The following is a 21,341-nucleotide window of genomic DNA, read 5'->3' as shown; positions in this document are numbered from 1 at the left end:
TAGGTACTGAGCACTCGTATGTGTCTTTTAAGCGCTCAAATGAAGTAAGCAAAGACCCCAAGTTTCATTGGGGTCTTTGTAGCGCTCTAGTGTGGACGACAACCAGCTACGTCGTAGTCGACTACGATTGTTGCGCCGATAGGGTTTCCAGACATCTTCAAATAACCCCAATAGCGCGACTGTTCAGTGATTTTATAAAACAAACATGCTTGGTTACCCTGTGTTATGGAAACCGCATCGTGGTCGCTACCATCCGCTTTAGGCCAATGCCCATCGCCCAAATAAACCTTGGTGTCACTGGGTGCATTGATAAGTGTAATGGCAACGTTTTGATGCCCTCGGTCCATCTCTGCAAATGAATATCCACGAGTGCTGTTAACACAATGCGCTTTGCTTGGTGTTAGACGTCGGATTTCACCATCGCTCGGTTGGGTACAGGCATCAGTTAGCGGGGCATGGTTCACATTCACTGTAACGCTCGTAGTTGCAGTCATGTTGTCATTGTCAGTCACTGTTAATGTCACTTGATACACACCAGCAGCTGTATAGCTATGGCTTGGGTTGGCGAAAGTGCTTTGTGTACTATCGCCAAAATCCCAGTGATAGGCGACTATCTGTCCAAACTCATCGTCTGAGCCTGTGCTACTAAAATCCACAGTTTCGCTAATTTGAATGTCTGCTTTAGAAGCTGACGCGATGGCAATGGGTGGTTTTGGGGCGGGTGGAATATTTGAACAGTCGGCAAAGCTACACAAAGTGTGTAATTGTTCAACGTCGTGACTATTTATTATGCCATCTCCATTGATATCGAATGAACTATCCAGAGGTAAGTTAGCGTCAATAGCTGCTCTAAGCGCCTCTATATCATCAATATCAACGTTACCATCTTCGTCATAATCGCCTATTGGGAGTACACGAATGATTATTTGAACACTTGCTTTTGCACCTTTGTTGTCGGTCACAGTTAAACGGATTGGATAACTGCCCGAACGCTCAAAACGATACGATAACTGCTCCCCTGTGGCAGTGACGCCATGACCAAAATCCCATTCATATTCTACAATTGTGCCGTCTGTATCATTAGAGTTGCCCCCATCTAGCTGTATATCGCTGCCAGCTCTTACTGTTTTGTTACCGCCTGCATCTGCGATAGGTAACCGATTGGGCTCTGAGCGGTCTGCATCACGGTGAATATCATAATAGGCTTTAAAGCGCAGAGAGTCGTAATCTTTGAATGGGTCAATCATGACATTGAATATACCCCCTTGCTCAAACTGACATAGTTCAGTTTGACTAGGTGCTTCCCATGGACGACAGTCGTATTGTGATTTTGAAACAGCTTGATTTAGACTAACGTGCATATCAGGGTCGCCGTTATACCTTTCTACCAATTCAAAAGTCACTTTAGACGCAGCTTCAGGTACAGCGAACTCGTAACTATAAAGCTGACCATTTGCTTTGGCATTTAAATTAAGCTCATCTGTTAAATACACGCGTTCACACTCGTTACATAAAGGCGCATCATTAGGAGAGTTTTGTGTAATAAAAGCTTGCGCGTGCGCTGTTGTGCTCCAGCCTGTATTGTCGGTCACAGTAAGCGAAATGTTGTAAGTGCCTACCTCTGAATAAGTATGAATGGGGTTTGCAGTAGAAGCTTGTGTGCCGTCACCAAAGTCCCATAGATAAGACATGACTTCGCCATCAGGGTCATTTGACCCAAAACTCGTCAATTGAAGTGCATGACCTACTGCTTCATATTTATTCTGTCCGTTAATATTCGCAAAAGGAGGCTGATTACCTGAGTCCGCTATTTCATAGTACACGTGAATGGATGCATTCGTATAAGTTTCAAATGGGTCTATGATCACCTCGAAGTCACCACCGCCTTGAAATTCACAGTATTCTGATATCCCTTTCCAAGTAAATGGGCGGCAGTCAAAATCATCCTTCGTTACAGTGCGTCCCTTGGCAACATAGAGATCTAAGTCTCCATTTCTTTTAATAGAGCCATCTGCCATTTTTGGACCTTGATAGCCACCAGGAACAACCACAACAACACGAGACGCGTTGTCTGGCACGCTAAATTGGAAGTCATAAGTTTTCCCGAGGCGATCCGGCCAAGACGCATTTTTTTTGTTGGCCCATAAATCATCGAGTTTAAATAATGTATAACGCTGCTCTCCTGGTTCAAGATATGGGTCTGTGCCTTGAAGCACGCTCAGCGTTGCATTACTGTAGGCGCTAAATGCATGCACCGAAGCAAAGTAAGGTACCGTGACATCGGGCGTATCAACAGTGACTGCTTCACTGCTGCCAGCACTATTGAAAGAGATTAAATCAGCAATCCACTGTTCAGAATCGCCTGTCGGAGGCGTTGGAGCTTGTCCTTTTGACACATACAAATCAGGGTCTTCAGTGTGACCATTGAGATAAAACATGACATTACGAGCAGTATTTGGCAGGTTAATTTCAAATGTATCCACCACTGATTTTTCGGCAAATGGAATATCGAAGCTTGCAATAGTAGTACCTTGCGGTTCAACATCAAGACCAGATGCACCATCCCACGGTCTAGGGCTATCACTCACATACTGCGACAACCCCGTAGCCACCAAGTTTTCATTTGACCACAATGTACTGCGAGCCGGATTGTGTAACGCTGCTGTCATTCGCTCAACCTGTACCTGAGTAAACATGGCATAATTGTCCGAATAGTGCATAAAGTTTTCTGTGTTAGTCTGCTGGCCTAGGCAATTAGGTGCATTATTTTGCATGTCACCTGGCATAGACATTTGTGGTGTATCACAGCTTCTATCACCTGTTGAACCACAAAAAGCCTCGTTAGTGATTGAACACTGTTTGGTTTCAAATGTGTGAATCAGGTTTAGCCAGTGACCAAATTCATGAGTCAGAACAGAGCGAAAATTTTCACTGGTGTTATTCCCTACGTAATGGCCGTTGTAGACCACTCGTGCTGTACCTTGCTGTGTCATTGCCAACTCTGGATACCATGCGACACCTGAGTTGGTTTCTTTACCATCATCATACAAATCATGCATGAGGTACACATTCATGTAACGATAGTTATTCCAAGCATCAGCTTTAATTTTTGCAAGGGTTTGGTCATCATGATTACCATAACCTGTTTGATCGTGGTTATAGCGAACAATGCCATTGGTTTGATTACCGCTTGGGTCTTTACGTGCCAGAACGAATTCGATGTTCAGGTTTTCTCGAATTGCCTCAAACTGCGGAGCTATGGCTGGAGAATCAACAGATAACCCCTGAAAATCATTATTGAGCTTGGTCAGTGCGTCTTGTATTTTTTCATCGGTTAGGCATTTCGCGCTCTCATCGGTGCAATTGTAAGCATCACCATAGACATGAAATACGACAGGAATATAGTATCTGCCATCGACTGCAATGCTGTCTTGCTGAAGTTCGTCAAATACACTTTTATCGTATGTAGCTGAGCGCATAATACGTGGTATTTGACCCTGCGAGCGCTTTGCTTGAGATTGCAGTTTCGCCCAATTTTGGCCGTTTTTCTCAGCGCCACAGCTTGGCGTTAGCGTATCATCGAGAGCATGCCTGTGAACTGTGCTCTTATGTTTTATTAATGCTGGCTTTACACTTTCTTGCGCAGCCAAGTGCACACTGCAAACGCTGAGCGTACACAGTGCTAAAGTAGTAAGTTTCATGTTGTTGTATCCTTGTTGATGGTAAGTATTTGGGTTGGCTTGCAATCAAGCCTTGTATTTTTTATCCAAATTAAATGCCTTTCGTTTTACTGTTTTTGTGGTTCGAATTAACGGCTCACTGAGCGGAAGATAAACTCAAGTGCGTAGCCTTAACCGCTGTTATTTGTCTGATTACTGCATCTAACCCTTGCTTTGATTTTTCTACAGCTTCAAGCTGACTTAACCCATCAGGGTATTCTTCTTGCTCAAGCACTAACCATTGGGTCCCGCCGTTTATCACACAGGCACGGATAACGGATGCCCAGTTTGTGATGTCCTGACCGATTAGTGGTTTTTTGCCTTTCGTGTTAGATGGGAATTTGGCTTTTAAGTGTGTTGTAAGGGTTCGATTGGGGTAGCGGTTGATGTAAGCCACAGGGTCTTTACCTGCATATACGGTCCATCCCACATCCAATTGCAAAATAAAATCATCGGCTGTATGAGTGGCAATGTAGTCCCAGAAGGTACTGTTCTGATATTGAACAAGCTCACGGTCATGATTGTGAAAGCCAAAGCCCATACCTGTATCTCGCATTTTTGCAGCGACCTTGTTTACTTGTGCAACAAAAGCATCAATGGTATCAGCGTGTTCCGCGCGCTTATCGCTAGGAACTATCAACATAGGGGTACCTAGTTGCTGATAAAAGCGTACAGTATTTAAAAACTTATCATCTGTAAGATCGCGCATTTTGACATGTGCGCCACTGACTTTGAGGTGCAAGCTGTCTAAAAATTTCTTTAAACCTTGTGGGTCCTCACCATAAGGTCCAAAATGCCCAGCAAATTCTACGGCTTCAAAGCCCATTTTAGAGATAGCCTTTAATGTGCCTGCAAAATCTTTTTTAAGTGTTTCATTTACAGACCAAAGCTGGATGCTGACTGGTGGAATATTTTCAGGCTCAATCGCTTTCTTTCCCTTCGAATCTAAATACGAGCTTGAAAAAGCACTGTAAGCGCTCAACAACCCTACACATACCAAGAACAGGGTTAAGCGTGAAAAAATAGACATGTTTCGTTTCCTTTTTTATTTTAAATTCTTCTTGCAGCAACTTCTTTAACCGCATAGTTGACCGCTCGTACCGTCATTGCCATAAAGGTCAAGCTTGGGTTTTGTACTGCTGATGAGCAAAAACTTGAGCCATCAGTAACAAATAGGTTTGGAATATCGTGGCACTGGTTGTAGCCATTAAGCACCGATTCTTTCGGATCTCGCCCCATTCTTGCTGTGCCAAGCTCATGGATCCCAGAACCGGGGGGTTTGTTGTGTAGGCCCGATTTAACGTTTTCTAGGCCAATTTTTTCGAGCATTCGATATCCCTGCTCGGCCGCATCTTCCATCATGCGCTGCTCGTTATCTGAAAAGCGGCAGTTAATTTCTAGTAACGGAATACCCCACTTATCTTTTTTGCTCGTGTGAAGCTGTACGCAGTTTTCAAACCTAGGCAACATTTCACCTTGTGCTCCAAGCCAAAACCGCCACTTTCCTGGCATTTGTAACCGTTGCTTAAATGCTAATCCGATACCATCTTGATGTTGTATTGACGTCCACCCTTCTCTGTATGTACCCGCCGACATACCATAGCCGCGTAGAAATGGTCGTTTTGGATCTGGTTTAAAGTAAAAGTTAGGTATGTACAGCCCGCCGGGTCTTCGGCCAGAGTAAAAAGCATCTTCGAACCCCGGTATGTCGGCATTTGCCCAAGCGTTATAGTTATGATCCATCAAGTAATGACCAAGCACACCAGAGCGATTAGCAAGGCCATTGGGAAATGCTTTATTTTTGGAATTTAACAAAATTTGAGTAGAACCAAGCGTCGATGCACATAAAAATACAACATTTGCAAAATATTCACGTTCGCTTAAGTCTTCATTATCGATAACACGTACGCCTTTCACGCGGTTACTTGCAGGATCAAAAATCAAACTTTCAACCACACTATTAGGTGCAATTTGTAATAACCCAGTCTTAGCAGCATCAGGTAAAGTGGAACTTTGGGTTGAAAAATAAGCACCAAAAGAGCACCCTTTTTGGCATTCATTTCTAGCTTGGCACTGGCCGCGCCCTTGCTTTAAGTGAAGAGCGGATGGCTTTGTGAGGTGGGCTTGTCGACCGTGAATTAGCTTGCGATCGGGAAACATTTTTTCCAGCTTTTTTTTGATCTCCAACTCAGGTGCAGTCATGTCAAAAGGCGGTAAAAACTCGCTATCTGGTAGCTGTACTAATCCCTCTTTTTGACCACAAATACCAACGTGACGCTCCACATATTGATACCATCGCTGCAAATCTTTGTAGCGAATCGGCCAATCGTTGCCAAAGCCATCAAGGCGGTTTGCGTTAAAATCGAAGTCGCTCCAACGATAACAAAAGCGATGCCAAAGGAGCGACTTACCACCAAGTTGATTGGCACGGATCCACCAAAAGTCAGTATCGTTTGCTGTTACATAGGGCAGATCTTGGTCGTTACCAAAAAAATGCTTGGTGCTGTCATTAAACGCATAACAGTTTTTTTGGATACGGTATTGCTGCTCAACGTCTGATAATGACACCTTACTTCGTAATGGTTGCACCCAAGGCGGTTTGCCTTCACCGATGTAATCTTTTCGATGCTCCACGATTCTTCCGCGCTCAATGAGTAGCGTTTTAAATCCCTTCTCGCAAAACTCTTTTGCAGCCCAGCCTCCTGTTATCCCTGAACCAATCACGATGGCATCATACTTTTGTTTTGATTCTTTTATATACATGCTGTTTTCTCAATAATAAGCCAAAGAGCCGTAGTTGCGTTGACCGCTATAGGTTATGTCACCCTCAAATCCACCCGGATACGCTTGATAAACCAATTCTTCACTGGCACCAATTTCAGATGTGTAGTAACCAAAGCAGATCAATGCTTTTAGCTGTTTAAAGCATGCCTGTTGTGTTTTTGAAAAAGGTTTTAACCCTGTATCAAGCGATGTTAAGAGCGCTATTTGTTGTGGGCTTTGTAAATGCTCAAATGTACGGTTGTGAAAGGTTTGGCTCATTTGTGCGATTAAGTTCACGGTGGTTCGCATCCGCACGTGCGTCTGCACGTCATAGCAATGTTGTAGCTGATTATCAATAAAGTAGTGGACATCGATATCACCAGCACCCGGCGTGTCAGTAGTTGGTATAACGGTATTACACACTACTTTTAACAATTTCAGCTGCCCTTTATTGAGCACCTGATTCTGATAAGGCGCTTTACTTGCGTGAGAATGATAGGTAAGCGCTGCTGCTATGGCTTTTTCACTCATCAAACCTGTTGTGATACCTGCACCAAGGCTGGCAAGTAAGCCTTGTAAGAAGCGGCGCTTAGATTGGTCATGTTGCTCAAGCATCATTGATAACTTCCTTCTGCGTAGCTCGCTTTGAGACAACAAATCTGATCAGAAATACCCCACCAAAGGCGACAATTAAGCACAACGGAAAATAACTGAGCACCTCTAATGTTTCGGCCACCGAGCTTGAACTGCTTTTATTTTTAGCTTCAATAAATGCGCCAATAATTGGGTTCCAGATACCAACAGCTAGCATGCCAGCAGCCCCCATCCCCCCCAAACCTAGGGCACGCGTAGATGGTAGCGTTTCCGCTACAAATCCAAGCATGGTCGGCCAAAAATACGTTACGCCTAACGCAAAAATGATAGCGGCGTAATAAACCTGTGATCCGTCTGCAAAGCGCATAAATGTTAGTCCCATGTATGCAAAGCACGCACTAAGCAAAAGGACACCAATAGGATTAAGTGTTTTAACAAGCGGCCCAGCAAAGTAACGACCTACGGCCATTGTTCCTGTAATAAGCGCCAATATAGCCATTGCAGAGGCACCTGTGTCAGTAAGTATTCGCTCTATCCATTGCTGTGTTAACAACTCAGTACTTGCCGTGAGTGTCATACACAGCAATGCGAAAAGATACATTGGTGACAGCATGGCTCGATAGGCGCTCGCGTGATGGAGAGGTTGCTCTGATGTCTTTCCAACGTTTTTTGGTAGGAGTACCAGAAAAATGCCATATATTGATGTAGGGACAAGTAATAGCGCAACCTGAGTACGCCAACCAATGCTTAGTTCTTCCATGCTCAAACACAAGAGCGAACCAACCACAATCCCAGCGGGAAACCATACATGGAAGCGATTTAACATCGTGGTTTTATTTGATGGGAATAAACTAGTTATCAACGGGTTACATCCAGCTTCCACTGCACCATTGGCTAAACCGATTAAGAAGGTGGCTAAAAGCAAGCTAAGAAAACCAGTTGCCGTTGCAGTCAATAGCAGGCCTACTACATGACCGAAAAAGGCGATAATTAATAGGCGTCTTGCCCCTAGTTTTTCGTAGAAGGCGCCACCAACTATTGTCGCTAACGGAAAACCAAAAAAAGCGGTTGCATTAACCCAGCCTAGTTGTCCGTCACTTAGTTGTAACGTTTCATTGAGATTTGAAAGAATGCCTGCTCTCACGGCAAAGGTCATAGCAGTTACAGTTAATGCGACGCATGATGCAATAAAGGCCAACCGTTGAATATGTAAATTCATAAGACCCCCTCGACTAGACCTAAAATTCGCTTGTTGGTTTCTTCACAGCTTATTGAGCTTGCAAAGTCGTCAAACGCTTTTGTTGTCGGAGGTATAATCAAGTTTTTGATAATTTGAGCGCCTTGCATAGCGCCTACTTGTGGGTCTTTAATGCAACACTCCCATTCAAGTACGGCCCATCCTCGAAAGCCATATTGCGTCAGCTTACTGAAGATAGCTGTAAAGTTAATTTGTCCATCTCCTAATGAGCGAAAACGACCAGCTCTATCCTTCCAATCAAGATAGCCGCCATAAACACCGCTATGCCCATTCATGCAATACTCAGCATCTTTAACGTGAAATGCTTTAATACGCTCATGGTAAATATCGATGAAAGCTAGATAATCTATTTGCTGCAAAAGCAAATGACTAGGGTCATAGAGGATGTTGGCTCTAGGGTGATAATCGACAGCGCTTAGGAACGTATCAAAGCTTGCGCCATCATGTAGATCTTCCGCTGGGTGCAACTCATAACATACGTCAACATTTACATCATCAAAAGCATCAAGTATTGGCAACCAGCGCCTAGCTAATTCAGAAAAGCCTTGTTCTATTAGGCCTTTAGGTCTTTGCGGCCAAGGGTACACCATTGGCCATAGCAATGCGCCCGAAAAGGTTACGTGAGATGTTAACTGTAAGTTTTTACTCGCCTGAGCAGCCAACAAAAGTTGCTCACTTGCCCAATTTGAAACAACTTGCGGATCACAACCCAGCGATTTTGGATAAAAGCCGGCAAACATCTCTACATAACATGGTGCAACAGCAACGAGCTGTCCTTGAATGTGCGTAGACAGTTCAGAGATTTCTAGCCCATACCGTGCAAGTAATGTGCGTACTTGTATACAATAATCAAGACTATGTGCAGCTTGGTGCAAATCAAAAATAGTTGGGATATGGGTGGGTAACTGTAAGGCTTTGTAACCTAAACCAGACGCCCATTTAGCAAATCCTTCTAATGAGTTGAAGGGTGCTTTATCTTCAATAAACTGTGCTAAGAACAGGCTCGGTCCTTTTATTTCAGTCATGTAAGTTTTCTCCCTTTACTTCATGCCACTTTTGCGCGGATTTACTTGCTTTAACGACACTGTCAATGAATAACATGCCGCGGATCCCTTCAGCTATCCCAGGTACATCCATTGCGCTTTCACTCAGTTGACGGTTTTCTTTCTTGGCACGAATTTGTGCCGCAAAGTTGCGGTAAATATTTGCAAATGCTTCAATGTATCCTTCAGGATGGCCAGCTGGTAAACGCATGCTCTCAATAGCAAGTTTTGACTTGTTTGCGATACCACTTCTAATAACTTGTGTAGAAGAGTCAGGAAAATGTAAAGTGAGTGTATTTGGAGTTTGCTGCTGCCATTGAAGGCTTGCTTTATCGCCATAGATTGAAATTGACAGGTTATTGTCCTCCCCCGTTGCAACTTGACTAGCGAGCAATACACCTTTTAATGTCTCCCCAAACTTCATTAAGACTGTGCCATCATCATCAAGCACACGATTATCATGTGCGCTCGTTAGATCTGAACAGACATGGGTAATCTCTGTACCACTTATGTATTCGGCAAGATTTGCAGCGTGAACACCAATATCCCCCATACAACAACTCGGCCCTGCTTGAGCTGGATCCAATCGCCATTTAGCCTGTTTTTGGTGTTCAGAATTTTTGTCTGCTAACCACCCTTGCTGATAACTGACTATGATTTTACGGAGGTCGCCTAATTCTCCACTTTGCACACGATGACGGGCTTCTTTCACCATCGGGTAGCCTGTATAGGTATAAGTCAACGCATATAACACATTGGATGACGCTAGTTGACGCGCAAGTGTCAGAACTTGCGCCAACGATATAGTTGCGGGCTTGTCACAGATCACATGAAAACCATATTCAATCGCTTTACTTGCCATTGAATAATGAAGGTGATTAGGCGTCACAATCGCTAGAAACTCCATTCTTTCATCTTCAGGAAGTTGAGCCTCTTGTTCTATCATTTGAGAAAAGTGGTGATAGCAACGCGATTCATTCAGACCTAATTGTTGACCATATTCAAATGAACATTGTGGTTCACTGCTAAATACACCACATACTAATTCTATTTGCCCGTCTAGCTGAGCTGCCATTCTGTGTACAGCCCCTATGAAAGCGCCTTGACCTCCACCTACCATGCCCATTTTAACTTTGTTCATTCTGCCTCTTTCTATTAGTCATCGCGTTTTCCTTATATCGCAACAATAGTAAATACAAAGTAAACAGCATAGCTAGGAATAATGCGGCCATATATGCAACAAAATCAGCTTCTCACTATAGAAAATCCATCCCCTTACAAATAAACACTTTCAAAATAATGACATGCAAAATTACATATTGTATAAAGAATACCACGCGCATTTTATTGAGTTTGCATAAATGTTGTCTGATGAACACAAAGCGACGAATTTTTTTGAAACTGTGAACTTAGATGAAGTAATGTCTATGTTCGATCTGATGCCTGGAGTGATGTTTTGGGTGAAAAATTGTAATGGTCAGATCATTCATGCTAATCAAGCATTTTTGCACCACAATGGTATAGCTACACTACATGATGCAATAGGCCAGACAGACCTCGCTTTTTCGTCTGAACATATAGCTCGTCAGTTTATAAACGATGATAAAAAGGTGCTCAAAGGGGAACACGTAACTGAGCGCTTAGAAGTTAATCAATCTGAAAATGGTGAAATCTATTGGTTTATTACATCCAAACGACCTTTGTACGCATCAACTGGGCAAATCATAGGCACATATGGCACGTCCAAAAAAATTAGCGACAAGACTTGCAGCTTACCGGAAATTCAAGCGCTCAGGCTGCCTGTCGATTATATAAGGCAGCATTTTTCTCAGACCATCAGAATGGCAGACTTAGCTAAAATCAGTCATTTGTCCGTGAGTGCGTTAGAGCGACGTTTCAAAAAGCACTTGCACATGACTCCGTTGCAGTTCATCAACCAAGTCAGATTGGAAAATGCACGCAAAATGCTGATTGAAACAGATCATTCGGTTTATCAAATCGCTTTGTCAGTCGGTTTTTCTGATCATAGCTATTTCAGTCGGCAATTTTATAATTACTTTCATGAGCTCCCCAGTGACGTAAAAAACTTACTGCGAAAAACCAGATAGGCTTTTCCGCTGTCCTTTAACATGCGACAAGAGTTTAAATAGCTCTAAACTTATTCCAAACTAATATTGTTATAGATAACTTTAGTGCACGCCTTAAAAATATACTGAATAAGGAAATAGCGCCCCCCTTCGTTAACAATTTTTATTTTTTATCCCCCACTGTTTGTATATCACATAGCAACCCCCACAACTATTAGCTTTTTTAAGTAAGTTATGCGCAGCTCGTTTATAGTTTCAGCCATGATGTTGTCACCTAAATCACTTAGTTGAGAATACGTTTTTGAAGATAAAGAAATATCAAGCCGTAGCAACTCGATATGACAAATTGGCTAGGAATTACCTGAGCGTTGTAACCCTTGTTTTTTCACTCATATGGCTATTGATGTGGGTTGATTATAAAACGTACTTTATAGATCAATACGCACTAATCTCTTAGAAATTTAGATGCTCAAATACCAATTAAAACTATTCAACTACACACCAGACACTTAGTCTTCCTCACATACACCGCGCAATTGTTTATTAAGTAAGTTAATACGAGGCTGTAGCTCAACCATTTTGGCCATTGCTTGCGATTTTGCTTGTTCGACATTGTTAGTGTTCGCTACTCGAGAAAGCAGTGGGAATGCCCCCCAACTTAGACACATAACTGGACTTTTATTACAACCTTGGATCATCGCCTGCTCCGCTCTGCTCATATCGCCATAGAGCACAAAAAAACTTGCTAGTACCAGATCGGTTAGCGCAATTTCATCCATTGGCATGGCTAGTGCAGCATTTTCATGCTGCGACAATAGTCGTACTCGTTCATCCATTGAAAGTGACTCTACTTGTACTTGCGTGACAACATTGGCCAAATCCAAGAGCGCTTCTTGGCTGAACCTAGATAGCGATTTCTCCATTTGTGAATAAAACGGCATCGCTTGTTGTTTGTCACCTAGCGCTAAATAAGTCGTGGCGTTTAAGAAAAGTGCTTCAAACAAACTGTCGCCACCTAGTATGTCTGGAGCATAGGATTGATACCACTGCGGGTATGTTGTAAGGTTTTTCTCATAGGCATGTTTAGAGAAAGCTAACCATGGCAGCCGCCAATCTCTAGCAGGTAATTGGCCTGCCCAATATTCACTTTCTTCAAAATTACCTAGAACTACATTAAGTAGCGCCAAGGCGCCAGCAAAATCATCATTGCAACTCATTGCTGCTTGTCGCTCACTCAACAGCGTAAAAACATGTTCAAAGTCACCTTGCATCATGAACCAATTCGCAAAAACAAAATCTATACTGGTAGAAAGATATGGATAGCTTTGGAGCGTAGTTTGATACTGGCGTAATTCTTCATTACGAGGGCTATAAAGCAGCTCTAGAAAATAAAAATAGGCATTGTCTTCAAACTCTGGTTCGTGCTTAAACACCTTCTCAAAGTGCTTTAAAGCACGGTCATTTTCATCCAATTCAATGTGCAGGAGTCCTTGGATAAAAGTCAGGAAGTGGTCTTGTTCCAATTTTTCAAGCAATTGAAAAGCAATATGTCCATTGTCATTATTCGCCAAATACAAAGCGGCCGCAATCAATGAATAATTACTCTGATGATACCGTGCTAATAAGTAGTTTACACCAGCTTGGAGTTTATTGTCCTCAATAAATTCAACTCGATAAAACGCCAGCAACGTATTAATAAAGGCATGCTTTGCACGTGTTTGTTGCTCATTTAAACTACTCGTGTCAATTTCAAGTCGCAATTTCACAATCGCATTTTTGATACTTTCACTTTCTGATAATGCAGCTAAAGCCTTTAGCTCGTTACTCCCTCGCACTAATTCGGCTAGTCCCGAGTTACCCTGACGAAGCATTGGAGTGGTAAATTGACCCGCAATGTTAGAAAGGACTTTGTGTGTGTCAAATTTAACCAGCGGTTGATATTCAATGTGAATAAGTCTTGAAGGTAGTCCCATCATAACAAGCGCCAATACCGCATCTTTTTCAGGAAGGTACTTAATCACCAATTTGGGCTGACTACCTAGGTCATTCACCGTTTCTAAAAAAGTATTATTTTGTGCTGAAATCACATCTGAGATGTTGAGTGCGCTAGCCAGTTTATTGTGAAGTACCACTAGTTTTTTTTCGTTGTTATGTGTACCGGAGTCGATCACCACAAGGTGGGGCGTATTAGTTGCACCTTCTTGGATCGAAACCAGTGAGTGTGTTTGCTTGAAATGAACCCACAAATAAGTGCATATCGCAATCAGGCTGGTAATGATCAAAGTAAGCATTAATTTATAAATTGACACTTTGTTGTGCGGTGTTTTTTCTATGTCATGAGGGGCTGTGCTTGGTGATTTATCTTGATTAGACCCATGAGCTATATGGCTAACTTGTACAATCAATTGATAACCAAATCGCGGGACCGTTTTAATGTAAGCCTGCTCTTCACCACCTTCAAGCGCAAGTCGTAAATTACGAACCGTCTGATAAACAAGGTTATCCGTTGTGTATTCCGTATTCCAAACTTGCTTTTTAATTTCGGAAATAGAGACAACCTCATCAGACTTTAACACTAATAGCTGAAGTAGTTTAAATGCGGCAGGACTGAGTTCGATTTCATTTTCCCCTTCGAGAATGCTAAATCGCTTTTCATTTAAAACCCATTTTCCAACTTTAAATTGCACACCAAGTACCTTTTGTCAAAATTTACACTAGCGCCACGTATTAGACGTTTCGCATAGTTATAGTAGGTCCCTCTATCATTACCAAAAATCCAGTCGAACTTTATATCACAACTCTTTACACCCTTACACTATCCGTCGACAAACCAAACAGAACTCAGACCAGCCATTAATATAACTCACACATAAAGATAATGTCTAAGTTTGCCAATTGTTCCCTCATGAGCGCTCACAACTCATGCAATTTCCTAAATGAAATATTCATACTCAATACGGAAAAATCAATAAATAAGCTTATTTTTCATAAAACTGCGTATTTCATTAAGAAAAACTCAGATCTATTTAGTTTGCAATTTAGCCAAGGTTGATAGCTTTAGCGCAACTGTTACTCACCTTTATTAATTAGGAAAATAATCATGAATATCACGCGTCTTGTTCCAATCGCTGTATTCAGCGTAATGACGTTAGGATGCTCGGGCGGCTCATCAAACAATGAAAGCGCCGCACAGCAGTCTCTGCCAATAAAAAGTGTCGCGCCGTCTATCATACAAATCTCAATAGAGGTAGACGAGCAAGCGATGTCTATTACGCCTAATGCACTTAACCTAAAAACTGGGGAAAATGGAGTATTCAGCTTAACGTTGACTCAAGGCTATAAATTCGAGTCCATCAGTGGATGTGACGCGACATACAATCAAGAGAGCGGAAAAATTAACGTTACAGCGCCTGAAAAACCGTGCTCGATTAAAGTAATGGCAAAAGAACAAATGATGATCCCTGTTACCAGCTCTGTTTTAGGATTTGGTTCCCTACCTTCTCTACCACAAAGTGTAGAACAAGGTAGTCGTTTTGATATTATTGCAAAACCCCCAATCTGATCATATTTTGGATAAGGTTACTGGTTGCGGCGCCACAATGGACAATAGAGGTAACTGGCATGTTATGTCAGCGCAATCGCCTTGCCATATTGAAGCAACATTTATTTCAAACTTCAGTACTTTAGACGAGTTTGCCGAACCTATTCGTTTACCCGTTGTGGTGCATATAGTTGAAAACGACAATGTATCTATCAGCGATGTTCAAGCTAGCAGTCATGTTGAGCTATTAAACATGCATTTTAGACGCTCGAAATTGCTCGCAGACTTTGATTTTTTAATAGGTGCTTACTCAGCAGTGAACAAGGCTATTCCTGATAGTCACAGACAGTATATTGCTGATACCGGCATCACATTTTATTTAGCAAAAAATACGCCTGATGGCGCACCAAGTACAGGTATCAATCGTATTTCGGCTAATCAAGCGCTGACTGAACAAGCAATGAAATCATCAATGTGGGATGCAAATAAAGTGATTAATGTATGGGTTGGCGAAAAACCAGCATCAACCATAGACCAAGAAGCTACCTATCAGCTCACTGCGACTAGCGAGCCAAACTCACTTGCCGGGATAGCCATTGATCATCGCAAATTTTCAGATTTTTCTAATCGCAGTTTTGATGCAAAACTCGGTAAAACGCTGACGCATAACATGGGTCATTATCTGGGCTTAATTGGTCATATCGTTCAAGGACTAGAAAACGGCCATCGCAACTTACCCTGTGACGGCGTGATCCAACCAAGCCCTGAATGTACTAACAAAGGCTTATTATTCAACTATATGCGTGATAGCCAAGTCGCTGACGAAAACAAGCGTATGTTTTCTATCAGCCAAGCAAACCTGATGAGACAACACATTCAAAACGGTCCTCTTCAGGCGCTTTATAATAATGTGCGCGATAAACAGTAATGTGATTTAAACATCCGAGCCTTGGAAAGGGATCCATTCAAGGCTCCCCCCTCATTTCACTTAGATCACTAAGCCCCTAAATAAAGACATATGTGGCACATTAAACAATGCGCATTCTTCTGATAGATATATTTTTTGAGTATTAACACCACCACCGCATTCCACTGTCGACATAGCACGATCGGTATAAATGGCTTTTTGACAACGAAACGTTTGAGACAAAACAATCCTGTATGTAAGCAAACTGAAAATTGCATACATTATTCAAAAAAAGAATATGCAAATTATAAACCTAATTTTTATGAGGTTAAAAGCCGTTTATTGATAGTTACTTTTGCTTAGAGAAATTTAGGCTGTACAAAATTTGTATAAAATATACATTTAAATAACTCATAAATTCTCCTGTTGAATATTTAATTTAATGTGAAGGTAAATTCGACAAATTGAACGCATGAGTACCCCATTTAAAGGTTTAATTACTCTTAGGAGCACATGTAAAGTGAAACATCAAAATCCAAAGCGCACGCTTGCGGTTTTATCCGCTGCAGCGTGTTTCGCAACTCTCTCAACAAATGCACTTGCTTCAGACGTGGCTGCAAACTACTGTAGCAGTTCTGGTGGCGGAAATTATGAATATATCGCTGGCGTGTCTGTCGGTGGCCTAAACAACGTAACCACTGGCACTAATGCCTACAGTGACTTTACCTCTCAAACCGCTAACTTGGTTGTTGGTAGTAACCCAATCACCCTAACCCCCGGTTTTATAAATAATGCTTACCCAGAATATTGGCGCATTTACATAGATTTAAACAATGATGGCGATTTTAATGACGCAGAGGAATTGGTTGGCAGTGGTGATGGAAAATCAGTACTCACAACCAACCTTAGCATTCCAAGTTCGGCTGCGGACATCACCTCTAGAATGCGCGTGATAATGAAGTATAACTCGCCTGTGAGTAGTGCGTGTGAAAACTTTAGTTCAGGGGAAGTGGAAGATTACACTGTGGTTATTGGCACATCGGATAACACTCAAATGCCTGATATGTGTGCAACTCAAGCACCAAGTGATGCAAGAACACTTGTCAATGGGGTACCGCTGTGTGTCCCTACATCATCTCAATTTGTGAGCTTTTCAGTACCGGGAGCTGATTCCGCAGGCAGTGTTGCTATTACAACATCGTACGGCCTTGGTAACCTTACCCTTGAAGCAAGAAATGGTGAAGGTGGTTATCCTAAACCAGGAGATGATAGCATTCGCTCGAAGCATATCGGAAACACTGAATGTGTGGTCATCACTAACCCAACTAAATATTGGACTAATGTGACACTTAGAGGTTTATTCAAAGGCGCTACCATAGTGGCAGACCTAGGCAAAACGTCATGTCGAACACAGCCAGGTCAGCCCGATCCTGGTAATACAGGCTATCCGTATTCGCATGTCAATGTGCTTATTTTCCCGTTTAGTTTTAGCGATAGCGCGCTACCTTGGTCAAATGCACAAATCGAAGCCGATATGCAGGCCGTTAAAAACTACTATACAGAACAGTCTTATGGTCGTTTTAACGTTACATGGGAAGTCAAGCCTGAAATTTACATCAATGAGCCTAAATCAAAATACGACAGTGATACCCGATCTTGGCATAAACTTTACGAACAAAGAATTGCCCAAGCCGGTGTTGACCTGAACTTCCCCGGTGAAGCCACACTGGTGATGGTTGCAGCACCCCAAGTGTCAAATATTAACTCGCAAGCGGGACCTCCATATATCCAACTATATCACCATACACCGGGAACAATTGCGCATGAAATGGGGCATGCTATGGGCCTACGTCATTCAATGTCTGTGGAAGGTGGCAACCAAATCATCAATTCTGGCTCAGACACTATTAGAAACTATGGTAACCCACATGCCATGATGGGTATGGGTGCACATACCTTAGAAGAATACAATTTAATGTACAAAAGCTATTTTAAAGGCTGGGTTAATGATGCTGATGCTCCTGTTATTACAATCTCTGGCACCTATCGTATATACGCCTTTGACCATGGTACAGCCTCAGGAACCAATGCCCCTGGCAATATTGGTCTTAGGTTGAAGTCTGGTAATGGTGATTACACCTATTGGTTGGAGTACAGAACAACCAATAACAGGTACAACAATAATACCAAAAATGGCGTGCTAGTTAACATTCAAGGTTACATGGAGAATGAATCATTACCTTCATTTTGGAATCATCGTTCAGCATTACTTGATATGACACCCAATTCAAAAGACAACTCACGCTGGGAAATTGAAGACGAAACAGACGCAGAGCTGGCCATTGGTAAAAGCTTCACTGATCCGTGGAATGGTTTTAGGATCACACCTGTAGCCAAAGGCGGCACGGAAGACACGGCCAATGCATGGATAGAGGTTAGAGTCGAAAAGTTCTAACTTACTTGAAGCTGGGATAGTAAACATGACAAAGGCTTTATATCAATAGCTTAGCTCATCTCCGATGTTACTATTTTTTAGTGGTTCAAGATAAGCTCAATTTAACTGCAAATTATACTACTTTTATCCTTTTGAAGGGCAGCCCTGATAGCTTGCCCTTTTTTCAGCTAACGTCTGCATTACTATATGAACAAAAGCACCAGACCAACCTTCATTCTCACTGACCACGCAAAGGCTCTGCTTCAAGTAGATTAGTCGCAGCTACCACCCGTGGTAAGTGGATCATGATGCTTTGCGACGCAATATATAGTATCCAATTAATTTCTCGTGCGAGTGGAAAAAACCTGCACTATTGTTACCAAATATCCAAAACGCACCAATAATGGCATCTGCAATCGTGACTAACGCAAGACCTAACGCCAGTAACCAGTATCTTCGCCCAAAAGGACTCAACAGCTGTAATATAGCAGCACATGCAGGCAATGAAATTAACAGGCTATATGCAAAAGAAAGAGAGATAAAGTACGACCACTGTCTGAAGTAAACATATTGCTATAACAAAGCGCAGCGACAATAAATGCCAGCAAAGCAACAAAAGTGATAACACTAGGTGAGTAAATACACAACAATACTCTCGCACTGCAGCCAGTAATAAAGCATATCCTGGTGCAAAGAATATAAATGAGTCGATTAAATAATCATGCTTAACCACATTTGAGTGGACATAGAAAGTTTGACTCAGATGAAAATTAACAATATCGCCAAACATACACACTGTTATTGATAGCGTGCATAACCACGCTAATTTATAAATCTCGGTACCAAACTTAAGTTTATTTCTAAGTAACAAACTGCTGACCAACAACAAGGTTAATGTGCTTAGTTCAAAAGCTAAATGACCATGCGTTCATCTAGGTGAGTTATGGACCAAAATCCAAGTACTCCACCAAAGGCATCAATGCATGCAATGAACATCACAATGGCAGAAATGAGTACATATCGATTCAACGCAAAATATTCTTATGCATTTTATTGTTTTTAATCCAATTGATGTGGTGCACTAAACTTGTGATTGTTAACCTCGCTATCAACACCTTGTCTCACAAGTAAAATGTAGCAATCTGAGGCATACAAAAAGTTGAAGTACACCGATACTAAGTTAACTTAACACCAAAGTCACAAGTAGTTACTTGCATCTGTTGCTTATGCAAGAAATTAGCCCGACAACCTCGGGCTATTTTTTATCTCTACTGACAGGTGCTAATAAAACGCCAAACTTGCCATGGACCAGAGTATTGTTCTGGATGATGGTTTTTCGTATACCACTTAGCTTCATACAAACCGTTGTCGACGTAAACACGGTTGCCTTTGCGGTAAACGTCATCGGCTTGCCAGCTTTCTATCCCTTTACATGCGCCAACGCCATCATCAGGATCAGATTGACCAAACCACTGATTACCCACACCATAATTCATGGCACTCAAAATATCACCGTTGTCTTGTGCGTATTCCCACGCAAATATGCCGCCTAAATGATGCGTTAATACAAAGTTGGCTTTACTGATCACGCTTGCGGGATGGTCGAAACCAACAAAAGCTTTGTCACTGTCTCGCCATGCATAGTAGCAATCGCAATCTGCATCATAATGGATACTAAAGCCATTAATACCCTGACCGTTGGCACCTATCACTTCATTCACTATGCGCTTATAGGTACCAACGCCCTCTTCATCCCATGACTGAACAGCTTTTGGAAATAAACCAGTTGCGCGTCCACCAATGTGTGTGCCCGATGCGCTTAAACTCACGCCATCAAAACCACGAGCATATTTCGCCACACCCACAACCAATTTGTCAGCGGGTACGCTTCTATCCAGCAAGTTTTGCACGCCTTGTTTTACGCCGTGTGGCACGCTATTCTCACCATGGGCATCTAAGGCAGTATGATGACCGATGTTGTTTTTAGACCAGCCACCAAAAAAGTCATAAGTCATTAAAAATATATGATCGAGGTAAGGCGCTGCACGCTCATAATCAATATTCTTCACGTTATTTTTGTGCGTTCCAATTGCACTGGTAATGACGTACTCTCGTCCTAATTCGCTTTCAAGCACATCGAATGCAGCTCTTAAATCTTGCATAAGGTCAGCATAGTGACCACCTTCCTCTATCGTGCTTGGCCACTCCCAATCAATATCGATACCATCAAAAGCACGATGTGTTTTAAGGTAACTGACCACTGACTGGACAAATACTTGCCTCGACTGTGCATTTTTCGCCATGGGTGCGAAGGTGCCTGAGCCACCCCAACCTCCCACCGATGGCAGTATTTTTAAATGTGGATACTTTTGCTTTAATTGTAAAAACTTAGGCGCAAATTGCTTATCTACTGTGGTGCTATCTTCAGCTAATTGAAAGTCAGCTTTGTTCGCACATACAGTTGCATCATTTGGCCTTTCTCCTGGCCCACAAGCCCGCAAAAATGCATACAAAACATGTGTTAAGTTATCACCCGGCACATCATCAATGATGCTGGGGTTAGACCAATTGGCAATGTAAGTGCCCACTACCTTGTTGCTGGTTTGCTTAAACTTTTGATGGGTGCCAGTAAAGTACGGATAGTCTGCTTTTGCACAAGCGGAAGCTGTGACAGACAGAAGTATCGTACTCAATAGGTTAGCCCGCTTACTGTTTGATAATTTCATTAGAGTCCCTCTACCTAGTTGTATCAGCGCACATGACTCAAGTTTGTTATGTGCGCTTTGTTGTATATCTGCGGTGCGATCAGTACTTCATATATTAAAATAAGACGACACCACAAGATATATTGTATACAATAGTTACAGTTATGCCAGACACGCGTCAAATAACGTTTCGTGACGTCATCCGCTTACTTCCAAAGTTGTCACGCCTTTAACTTTAAAAACTAAATTTATTCATTGACCTTAAGTTAAGCTGAGGTTTTAAAGTGGCA

Annotated in this window: 13 protein-coding genes; 4 read left to right on the top strand and 9 right to left on the bottom strand. The window is 42.2% G+C overall.

The genetic code is table 11. The features are described 5' to 3' along the window. Positions 1–86 precede the first annotated feature (86 nt). The 7 genes from BET10_RS03275 to BET10_RS03245 form a co-directional block, all read right to left on the bottom strand. Complete coding sequence (locus BET10_RS03275) at positions 87–3,701, bottom strand: PKD domain-containing protein (RefSeq protein ID WP_070983384.1); 3,615 nt, start codon at positions 3,699–3,701, stop codon at positions 87–89. Between the two features lie 115 nt (positions 3,702–3,816). Further along, entirely contained in the window at positions 3,817–4,749 is a 933-nt protein-coding gene (locus BET10_RS03270) for a sugar phosphate isomerase/epimerase family protein (protein WP_070983383.1), read from the bottom strand. 20 nt (positions 4,750–4,769) lie between these two features. Then, complete coding sequence (locus BET10_RS03265) at positions 4,770–6,482, bottom strand: GMC oxidoreductase (RefSeq protein ID WP_070983382.1); 1,713 nt, start codon at positions 6,480–6,482, stop codon at positions 4,770–4,772. Between the two features lie 9 nt (positions 6,483–6,491). Continuing rightward, entirely contained in the window at positions 6,492–7,100 is a 609-nt protein-coding gene (locus tag BET10_RS03260; protein ID WP_070983381.1) for a gluconate 2-dehydrogenase subunit 3 family protein, read from the bottom strand. Further along, complete coding sequence (locus BET10_RS03255) at positions 7,090–8,295, bottom strand: MFS transporter (protein ID WP_070983380.1); 1,206 nt, start codon at positions 8,293–8,295, stop codon at positions 7,090–7,092. Before BET10_RS03255 ends, BET10_RS03260 begins: the two co-directional genes overlap by 11 nt. After that, entirely contained in the window at positions 8,292–9,359 is a 1,068-nt protein-coding gene (locus BET10_RS03250) for a sugar phosphate isomerase/epimerase family protein (protein ID WP_070983379.1), read from the bottom strand. Before BET10_RS03250 ends, BET10_RS03255 begins: the two co-directional genes overlap by 4 nt. Further along, positions 9,352–10,518, bottom strand: a complete 1,167-nt coding sequence (locus BET10_RS03245; protein WP_070983378.1) for a Gfo/Idh/MocA family protein — start codon at positions 10,516–10,518, stop codon at positions 9,352–9,354. The genes BET10_RS03250 and BET10_RS03245 overlap by 8 nt, the downstream gene beginning before the upstream one ends. Positions 10,519–10,738: 220 nt before the next feature. On the opposite strand from BET10_RS03245, the gene BET10_RS03240 reads away from it, so the two are divergent. Continuing rightward, positions 10,739–11,485: an AraC family transcriptional regulator gene (locus BET10_RS03240; RefSeq protein WP_070983377.1), complete on the top strand. Its 747-nt coding sequence runs from the start codon at positions 10,739–10,741 to the stop codon at positions 11,483–11,485. A gap of 488 nt (positions 11,486–11,973) precedes the next feature. On the opposite strand, the gene BET10_RS03235 is transcribed toward BET10_RS03240, so the two are convergent. After that, on the bottom strand, positions 11,974–14,151 hold the full coding sequence (locus BET10_RS03235; protein ID WP_070983376.1) for a winged helix-turn-helix domain-containing protein: 2,178 nt from the start codon (positions 14,149–14,151) through the stop codon (positions 11,974–11,976). A gap of 413 nt (positions 14,152–14,564) precedes the next feature. Here BET10_RS03235 and BET10_RS03230 point away from each other — a divergent pair, with 413 nt between their 5' ends. The 3 genes from BET10_RS03230 (at position 14,565) to BET10_RS03220 (ending at position 18,367) form a co-directional block, all read left to right on the top strand. Beyond that, positions 14,565–15,026, top strand: a complete 462-nt coding sequence (locus tag BET10_RS03230) for a hypothetical protein (protein WP_070983375.1) — start codon at positions 14,565–14,567, stop codon at positions 15,024–15,026. A gap of 37 nt (positions 15,027–15,063) precedes the next feature. Then, positions 15,064–15,933 (top strand): M43 family zinc metalloprotease, encoded by an 870-nt coding sequence (locus tag BET10_RS03225; RefSeq protein ID WP_139158526.1) that lies wholly within the window; start codon positions 15,064–15,066, stop codon positions 15,931–15,933. 499 nt (positions 15,934–16,432) lie between these two features. Further along, positions 16,433–18,367, top strand: a complete 1,935-nt coding sequence (locus BET10_RS03220) for a GEVED domain-containing protein (RefSeq protein WP_096348920.1) — start codon at positions 16,433–16,435, stop codon at positions 18,365–18,367. Between the two features lie 1,247 nt (positions 18,368–19,614). Here the strand turns inward: BET10_RS03220 and BET10_RS03215 are convergent. After that, entirely contained in the window at positions 19,615–21,072 is a 1,458-nt protein-coding gene (locus BET10_RS03215) for a glycosyl hydrolase family 18 protein (RefSeq protein ID WP_070983373.1), read from the bottom strand. Between the last annotated feature and the right edge of the window lie 269 nt (positions 21,073–21,341).

Source organism: Pseudoalteromonas amylolytica (assembly GCF_001854605.1).
GTDB lineage: Bacteria > Pseudomonadota > Gammaproteobacteria > Enterobacterales > Alteromonadaceae > Pseudoalteromonas > Pseudoalteromonas amylolytica.
Note: the sequence above shows the minus strand (reverse complement) of the source record. Positions and strands in the feature narration are given on the sequence as shown.